We start from the raw sequence: 9,337 nt of genomic DNA, 5'->3' as shown, positions 1-9,337 counted from the left end.
CACCATAGGTTTTGACTTCTATCAAAATATTCCTGTAGAAGAACGTCTGAATCATACCATCTCCTATGACTTTAGATTGAAGAATCCCAATGGAAAGACTTTTTTGGTGAATCAAAAACTGACTCCTGTTTTCCTGACCAATGATGGGAAAATCTGGAAATCGATTTGTATTATCTCACTTTCTTCTGAATTGCAGTCGGGGAATATTAAAATTTATAAAAAGGGAGAAAATAAGATCTTCAGTTATGACCTTGAAGGAGATTTTTGGAAGGTGCTGAAAAAGATAGAACTGACCAGCCGTGAGAAGGAGGTTTTGCAATATTCTATAAGGGGTTTTACCATTGCCAACATGGCCGAAAGTATGTTTGTATCGGCTGATACAATTAAGTTTCACAAGAGAAAGTTGTTTACCAAACTGGGGGTAGGAAATATTGCTGAGGCCATCGCTTATGCCACCAGTAATAAACTGATTTAATATTCTTTTATTCTTATAAAAACTATGTTTCTATGCGTGGAGTATTTCCACGCAGATTTTTTCTGTCGTATCTTTTCTGTGGCTAAGGTTTAAACACATAGAAACATAGACTTTACAGCCTAAAATAAGGCGTTTCACTTTTAATAAAACGCAGAGCGTCACAATAGAGAAATGTGTTTCTATGAGACACTCTTTACTCTTTACTCTTTACACATCTCTTAAAACCTATCTATCTACGTGTTGAATGTTTTTCTCGCAGATTTGGCAGATTGTGCAGATTTTTGAAATCCTTATGCTCTCTAGCTATGCTTTAAACACATAGAAACATAGATTCTCCGGATAAAATTAAGACGTTTCACAATTTATATTTCACATCTAACACTCCAAAAATCTATGTCTCTACATGGTAAATTATCATTGCTAAAAGCCCAAAAAGGGATTCTATAAATCTTCATCTATAATTGCGGATAAATAAAACTCAGGGAATTTTTTGAATTTTTTACCGGTCGCAATATTAAAAAGCAAATGAGTACACAGAGCTGCTACCGACCATGATGCAATGGCCATTTGTGGCGGGGACTGACAGCCTTTTTCGATTTTGTATTTTTCAATAATACTGTCCATCCATTTTTGCGGATTTCCCCAAAATCTCAAATAACTTGAAGCGTAATCCATCATAGTCGATTCATTGAATTCTTCTTCTCCATTTGCCAGTGCGTTTAAAAGAAGGCCATCTCTGGCAATAACAGTTACCAGACTTCCCCATCCGATATTATAAGGATGCAGCACCGGAATGTCTAACTTTTGACAAGCGGTATCGAATATCAACGGTACCGGAGAAGAAAAGTCCAGCGTATTAATTGCCGCTTTGTGGCCTTTAATATGATCCCCTATGTTTTCGACCGTCAGAAAAAAATCAATGCAATTGATTTCTGCATTTTTATTGATTGATTTCAATCGTCTTGCCAAAGCATCTACTTTGTTAGAATCGATATCATCTTCTGTATAGTTCTGTCTGCTCAAATTAGACCGCTCTACCTGATCACCATCTACAATAGTGATTTTTTCAAAACCAAAACGCAGCGCACATTCCGCAATTACGCTTCCAATACCGCTTCCTGCCAGCAAAATTGGAAAATCTTTTATAATCTCTTGTTCTTCATCGCTTAGATAAAGTTTATTCTTTGAATAACGATCATCCATAGTATTATTTTTTATTCAAAATTAAACAGAAACAACCAGTACCCTTTTAACCTAAAGGGTAGTTTTTATCGTTTGATCCCCCAGTATCACTGATTTAACCACCTAAAAAACCATTACAAACTGTAAATCAACACACTAGATACAAAACAGAAAAAACAATTAAAGCACTTCAGTCAAAAAACAATTGAAATACAGCAAATTACAATAGCTGTAAAACAAAAAAACAGTTACAAGAATACTCCTGTAACTGTTTTTTTATACTCTTTTTTTAGATGAACTGTGGCTCTAAAAAACCAATTCTTCCCCAACAACAGAAGGAATCAACTGTTGTTTGTTTAAAATTTGTATGGATTCTATGTAACCGGCCAAGTTGGTAATTGTCGGCTCTTTGTATAATTCCTTAAGTTCAATTTTAATATTGAATTCTTTCTGAATCTTAGAAATTACCTGAGTGGCTTTCAGACTGTGTCCGCCAAGCGCAAAAAAGATATCACTTACTCCTATTTTCGTTTTTTGTAAAACTTCCTCCCAGATGGCGACAAGCTTTTCTTCTATTTCATTGGTCGGAGCAATATACTCCTGTTGGATAACATCCTCTGTGCTTACCGATGGCAATGCTTTTTTGTCGATCTTACCGTTGGGTGTCAGAGGGAATTTATCCAGGAAAACATAAAAGCTCGGTAACATATATTCCGGTAATTCTCTCGAAAGTGATTGACGAAGCTGTTGTTTGTCAATAGTTGCAGTGCTTACCAAATAACTAACAATGACCGGATCTCCATTTACAGTTGCTGTGATGACCACACACTGATCGATATCTTCCTGTGATTGCAATACCTGCTCGATTTCTCCGAGTTCAATACGATGTCCTCTGATTTTAACCTGACTGTCTTTTCGGCCTATGTAAGCGATGGTACCGTCGGGCAACCATTTGCCCAGATCACCTGTTTTGTAGAGCTTTGTGTTCTCGTTAAATGGGTTTTTAATAAACTTTTCTGCGGTGAGTTCCGGTTGGTACAAATACCCTCTGGACAAACCATCACCGGAGATACAGATTTCTCCAATTACCCCTACAGGCTGCAATGCCAGCTCTTCTGAGAGTACATAAAACTGGGTGTTGTCCAGTGCTTTCCCAATAGGTACGGAATTTTCGTAAGTCCCTTCTACTCGGTAATAACTGCTGTAGGTGGTGTCTTCTGATGGTCCGTACAGGTTTCTAATAGCAATGCCGGAGTCTGTAAAATAGTTGGCGATACTCACCGGGAATGCTTCTCCGGCAAGGTTGATTCCAACAGCATTCTCAAAAGTGGTTCCTTTTTCGATCAGGGTATGAATTACCGATGGCACGGTATTGATTAGTACGTTTTTGTCGCTCTGGATATAATCTCCTATCGATAATCCATTGGCCAATAAACGTATTTGTTTTCCGATACTTAAAGGATAGAAAAATTCATAAACAGACAGATCAAAACAATGTGAGGTTACGGCGTATAAAATATCAAAATCGGTATCGCTAAATTCTCTTTGTGACCAGCATAACATAGCCACAGCGTTCTGATGGGTGATCATGACTCCTTTTGGTTTTCCTGTAGATCCAGAGGTGTAGATGATGTAGCCCAGATGCTGTGCAGTAAAAGAAATCTGCGGAAGAGATTTTGATATGGATTCTGCTTGTCTGAAGGCTTCTAAAAGACTGTCGTCTATGGTGATTTTACATTTACTGTCTTGCTCGATGTACTCAATTCTTTGCGTCGGATAGTTGGGATCGATCGGAACGTAAGCGCATCCTGATTTTAAAACGGCCAATAAAGCAATAGGCAGCCACTCGCTACGGCCCAGTTTTACACCTACTAAATCTTCTACGGTTAAGTTGTAATTACTTAACAGGTAGTGTGATAATTCATTAGAAACCTCATCGAGTTCTTTATAGGTAAAACTTTTTGTATCGGTTACTAAAGCGATCTGCTCCGGGGTTTTCTTCGCCTGATTGACAAATAAGTCAACCATGGTATCATCCTTAGGATACGCTACTGCTGTGTCGTTAAAATCCTGTAACAATTGTGTGGTCTCGGCTTCGCTCAGGTAGTTGAGTGTAGCTACTTTTTGCTCCGGATTTTGGATGGCTTTGGTTAAAAAAGTATCTAAATGATTCGCTAAACAAGCTACAAATTCTGATTCATAAATATCAGTATTGTATTCGATGTATAGGCCTAGTTCTCCTTGATATTCCGCGAAAGCAAAGGTTAAATCAAATTTGCTGAAGGGTCTTTTCAACTGCTTGTAGGATGTTATTTCAACACCGTTTATGGTTAGGTTTTCAGACGCCAATAATTCCCGTTGATTTTGAAATACCACTAAAACATCAAACAAAACCGAACGGCTTAAATCTCTTTTAAGATCAAGCGCTTCTACCAAACTATCAAAAGGATAATCCTCGTGAGAATAGGCTTTTAATAAGGTTTCTTTTTGTATCTTCAGTAACTCTTCAAAACTTGTTTTTTCTTCAAAAGCAGTTCGAATGGCCAGCGTATTTAAATACAACCCAACCTGGTTTTCCAGATCACTGTGTTTTCTTCCCGCTATCGGTGTTCCCAAAATGATGTCCCTGTTGTTAGCATATCTGGACAATACTCCATTTATTCCTGCCATTAAAAGCATAAAAAGTGTTACCCCATTCTGCTGTGCATGAGTGTTAAACTGAGTGGTAATTTCTTTTGAGAAGGAATGTTTTATCCCTGAACCGTTATACGTTTTAAGCTTCGGTCTTACTTTATTGGAAGGCAGTTCCAAAACCGGCAAATCTCCTGAAAATGTCTCTAGCCATACCGCTTTAGATTTTTCCAATACTGCTTGTCTGGACGGGCTGTTTTGCCATTCTGAATAATCTTTGTACTGAATAGGCAAGTCCGATAATACAATCTCATTTCCTATAACCAATCCATTATAAATGGTTATAAATTCTTTACTCAATATCCCCATCGACCAGCCATCGCCAATAATGTGATGCATATTGAGCATTAGAATATGATGATCTGTAGCTGTCTTTACGATCTCTCCTATAAAAAGAGGTCCTTTTTCTAAATCAAAAGCATGTCTTTGAAGTGTATTAGCATGATTGCTCAAAACTTCAGCTGTAACATTATTTAAATCTGTAAACTGTAAAGCTTCACTGTATTGAGCCATCGGAACAATATACTGTCCCAAATTACCCTGATCATCTTCTTTAAAAATGGTTCGTAAGCTCTCATGTCTCTTCACTAAAATTTGAAAGGCTTCGGCTAATTTTTCAAATTCCAACACTCCTTTAAACTCAAAGGCATTAAATAGGTTATAGGCTGAATTACCCGTCTCAAACTGACTTAAGGTCCACAAACGGTGCTGAGACGAAGTAAGTGCATAAGATTCTTTTATGGCAGCTTTGGGAATAGACTCTGACGATGAAAGTAATTTGGTCAGTTCGTTTTTATATGCTTTAATGTCTTCAATAATTTCAGGAGTTAAAGCCCCCTTCGGAGCAGTAATTTTCAAATCCCCATTTTCAACCCGAAGTCTGATATTCAAGGATTGTAACGTATGTAGTAAATTTTTTATCACGATATCATTTTTTAAATAAATTAAAAAGCATCTCTGTTTTTCAGAATCATTATATTCTCATCTCACTAGTTAGCATCAAAAAATACTATCGACTGAATTGAGATAACTTTATATCATAATTTCATCCAAATCATCAACCGACTCTCCGGCCAATTCATTCTGAAACACAATAAATTTCAGTTTTTCCGAAACTCCAATAACATTCTGAGTTTCATACAAATCCTCAATAGAAAATCTCGTATCAAAAGCCTTGTTTATTCTGTTGATTAAAACGGTAGCTTTTAAACTGTTCCCTCCCAATTCAAAGAAATTATCCGTAATGCCAATTTTCTCCAGTTTTAGAATGTCTTCCCATATGGCTACCAGTTTTTCTTCGATTTCATTGGTCGGAGCCACATATTCTTGTTGGATGACATCCTCTGTGCTTACTGATGGTAATGCTTTTTTGTCGATCTTACCGTTGGGAGTCAGAGGGAATTTATCTAAAAACACATAAAAGCTCGGTAACATATATTCCGGTAATTCTTTCGAAAGTGATTGACGAAGCTGTTGTTTGTCAATAGTTGCAGTGCTTACCAAATAACTAACAATGACCGGATCGCCATTTACCGTTGCAGTAACTACCACACACTGATCGATATCTTCCTGTGATTGTAATACCTGCTCGATTTCTCCGAGTTCAATACGATGTCCTCTGATTTTAACCTGACTGTCTTTTCGGCCTATGTAAGCGATGGTACCGTCGGGCAGCCATTTACCCAAATCGCCAGTTTTGTAGAGCTTTGTGTTCTCGTTAAAAGGGTTAGTAATAAACTTTTCTGCGGTGAGTTCCGGTTGGTACAAATACCCTCTGGACAAGCCATCACCTGAGATACAGATTTCTCCAATTACCCCTAAAGGCTGCAATGCCAGCTCTTCTGAAAGGACATAGAACTGGGTGTTGTCCAGTGCTTTTCCAATAGGTACGGAATTTTCGTAAGTCCCTTCTACTCGGTAATAACTGCTGTAAGTGGTGTCTTCTGATGGTCCGTACAGGTTTCTAATAGCAATGCCGGAATCTGTAAAATGGTTGGCGATACTTACCGGAAACGCTTCTCCGGCAAGGTTAATTCCAACAGCATTCTCAAAAGTGGTTCCTTTCTCTATCAGGGTATGAATTACCGATGGCACGGTATTGATTAGTACGTTTTTGTCGCTCTGAATATAATCTCCTATTGATAATCCATTAGCCAATAAACGTATTTTTCTTCCGATACTTAAAGGATAGAAAAATTCATAAACGGACAGATCAAAACAATGTGAGGTTACGGCGTATAAAATATCAAAATTAGTATCGCTAAATTCTCTTTGCGACCAGCATAACATCGCCACAGCGTTCTGATGGGTGATCATGACTCCTTTTGGTTTTCCTGTAGATCCTGAAGTGTAAATGATGTAGCCCAGGTGCTCAGAACTGAAAGAGATCTGCGGAAGAGATTTTGATATAGATTCTGCTTGTTTAAATCTTTCGATAAAGCTATCGTCTATGGTGATTTTACATTTACTGTCTTGTTCGATGTACTCAATTCTTTGCGCCGGATAGTTGGGATCGATCGGAACGTAAGCGCATCCTGATTTTAAAACGGCCAATAAGGCAATAGGCAACCACTCACTGCGGTCCAGTTTTACGCCTACCAAATCTTCTACGGCTAAGTTGTAATGGCTTAACAGGTAGTGTGAAAGCTCGTTAGAAATCTCATCGAGTTCTTGGTAGGTAAAACTTTTTGTATCGGTTACTAAAGCGATTTGCTCCGGTGTTTTCTTCGCCTGATTAACAAATAAGTCAACCATAGTGTGATCCTTAGGATACGCTACTGCTGTGTTGTTAAAATCCTCTAGCAATTGTGTGGTCTCGGCTTCGCTCAGGTAGTTAAGCGTGGCTACTTTTTGCTCCGGATTTTGAATGGCTTTGGTTAAAAAGTTTTCTAAATGAGCCGCTAGTCGCACTACAAATTCTGATTCATAAATATCGGTATTGTATTCGAAATCTAAAGCCATTTCTCCCTGATATTCTGAAAAAGCAAAGGTTAAATCAAATTTACTAAATGACTTTTTCAGATTTTTATAAGGTTTTATTTCAACACCGTTTATGGTTAAACTTTCAGACCCTAACAATTCCTGCTGATTTTGAAATACCACTAAAACATCAAACAAAACCGAACGGCTTAAATCTCTTTTAAGATCAAGCGCTTCTACCAAACTGTCTAAAGGATAGTCCTGATGCGAATAGGCATTGAGCAGGGTTTCTTTTTGTAGGGTCAGTAACTCTTCAAAACTTGTTTTTTCTTCAAATGTGGTTCGAATGGCCAGCGTATTTAAATACAACCCAACCTGATTTTCCAGATCACTGTGTTCTCTTCCGGCTACGGGAGTTCCTAAAATAATGTCTCTGCTGTTGGTGTATCTGGACAGTAATCCGTTTATTCCGGCCATTAAAACCATAAAAGGAGTTACCCCATTTTGCTGGGCATAAGTGTTAAGTGCGGTGGTACTCTCTTTTGAGAAGGAATGTTTTATTCCTGAACCGTTATACGTTTTAAATTTAGGCCTTACTTTATTGGAAGGCAGTTCCAAAACCGGCAAATCTCCTGAGAATATCTCTAACCATAAAGCTTTGGATTTTTCCAATACTGCTTGTCTGGACGGGCTGTTTTGCCATTCTGAATAATCTTTGTACTGAATAAGTAAGTCCGGTAATACGATCTCATTTCCTATAACCAATCCATTATAAATGGTTACAAATTCTTTACTCAATACCCCCATTGACCAGCCATCGCCAATAATGTGATGCATATTGAGCATTAGAATATGATGATCTGTAGCTGTCTTTACGATCTCTCCTATAAAAAGAGGTCCTTTTTCTAAATCAAAAGCATGTCTTTGAAGTGTATTAGTATGATTGCTCAGGGCTTCAGCTGTGGCATTACTTAAATCTCTAAACTGTAAAGCTCCACTGTATTGAGCGGCCGAAACAATATGCTGTCCCAGATTCCCTTGTTTATCTTCTTTGAAAACGGTACGTAAACTCTCATGTCGTTCTATCAAAATTTGAAAGGCTTCGGCTAATTTTTCAAATTCCAGCGCTCCTATAAATTCAAATGCAGCAAATAAGTTATAGGCCGAGTTACCGCTCTCAAATTGACTTAAGGTCCACAAACGGTATTGTGAAGAAGTAAGTGCATAAGATTCTTTTATCGCTGCGTTGGGAATTGATTCTGACGATGACAACAAGCTAATAAATCTATTTTTATGGATCTTAATGTCCTCAATAATTTCAGAAGTTAAAGTCCCCTTTGGAGCATTAATTTTCAAATCGCCGTTTTCTACCCGAAGTCTGATATTTAAGTTTTCTAATGTATGTATTAAGTTCTCTATCATGATATTATTTTTAAAGTAAACTTTAGCAGTGCATACTCCATTTTTAGAATGACTGCACAATTATATTAGTAAAATGGTGGTAAGTGATCATTTATTTTGTTCTGTAAACTCTGATTCATTTCGGTTTTAATCAAGATAGCACAACTGTAAAGTGTAATCCTGATTAAGCTATAAAATGAAACTCGCGATTAGATTTTATAGTAAACCGTTGGGGTAAAAAATAGTACACACCTTAAATTATATCAATATCTCATCCAGATCATCAGCTGTTTCTACAGCTAATTCATTTTGAAACAGAATAAATTTTAATTTCCTGAAAACCCCTGTGATGTCCTGAGTCTCATATAAGTCCTGAATAGTAAGTCTTGTATCAAAAGTTCTGTTTATTCTGTTGATTAAAACGGAAGCTGTTAAACTGTTTCCTCCCAATTCAAAGAAATTATTGGTGATTCCTATTTTCTCTCGTTTTAGAATGTCTTCCCATATTCCTACCAGTTTTTTTTCGATTTCATTGGTTGGAGCCACATATTCCTGTTGGATAACATCCTCTGTGCTTACTGATGGTAATGCTTTTTTATCGATCTTACCGTTGGGTGTCAATGGAAATTTATCTAAAAACACATAGAAGCTAGGTAACATATATTCCGG

At 37.4% G+C, this 9,337-nt stretch carries 5 protein-coding genes; 1 reads left to right on the top strand and 4 read right to left on the bottom strand.

Annotated features, from left to right (window positions below):
* The coding region (locus tag C245_RS0122315; protein WP_017498719.1) for a response regulator transcription factor at window positions 1-475 on the top strand (475 nt) is incomplete at its 5' end.
* Window positions 476-916: 441 nt separating this feature from the next.
* Here C245_RS0122315 and C245_RS0122310 read toward each other — a convergent pair.
* The 4 genes from C245_RS0122310 to C245_RS23435 form a co-directional block, all read right to left on the bottom strand.
* The gene (locus C245_RS0122310; protein WP_017498831.1) at window positions 917-1,678 is read right to left on the bottom strand and encodes a ThiF family adenylyltransferase; all 762 of its coding nucleotides are present in this window, start codon (window positions 1,676-1,678) and stop codon (window positions 917-919) included.
* A gap of 285 nt (window positions 1,679-1,963) precedes the next feature.
* Window positions 1,964-5,272 carry a non-ribosomal peptide synthetase gene (locus C245_RS0122305; protein WP_157495932.1) on the bottom strand — a complete coding sequence of 1,103 codons (3,309 nt, stop codon included), beginning with the start codon at window positions 5,270-5,272 and terminating at the stop codon, window positions 1,964-1,966.
* A gap of 108 nt (window positions 5,273-5,380) precedes the next feature.
* Window positions 5,381-8,689 carry a non-ribosomal peptide synthetase gene (locus C245_RS23440; protein WP_017498829.1) on the bottom strand — a complete coding sequence of 1,103 codons (3,309 nt, stop codon included), beginning with the start codon at window positions 8,687-8,689 and terminating at the stop codon, window positions 5,381-5,383.
* Window positions 8,690-8,926: 237 nt separating this feature from the next.
* Window positions 8,927-9,337: phosphopantetheine-binding protein (locus tag C245_RS23435; RefSeq protein WP_017498828.1), on the bottom strand; the 411-nt coding region annotated here is incomplete at its 5' end.

The organism is Flavobacterium sp. WG21, from assembly GCF_000335775.1.
Classification (GTDB): Bacteria; Bacteroidota; Bacteroidia; order Flavobacteriales; family Flavobacteriaceae; genus Flavobacterium; species Flavobacterium tructae.
The sequence above is the reverse complement of the archived record's forward strand: the minus strand, read 5'-3'. Positions and strand labels throughout refer to the sequence as shown.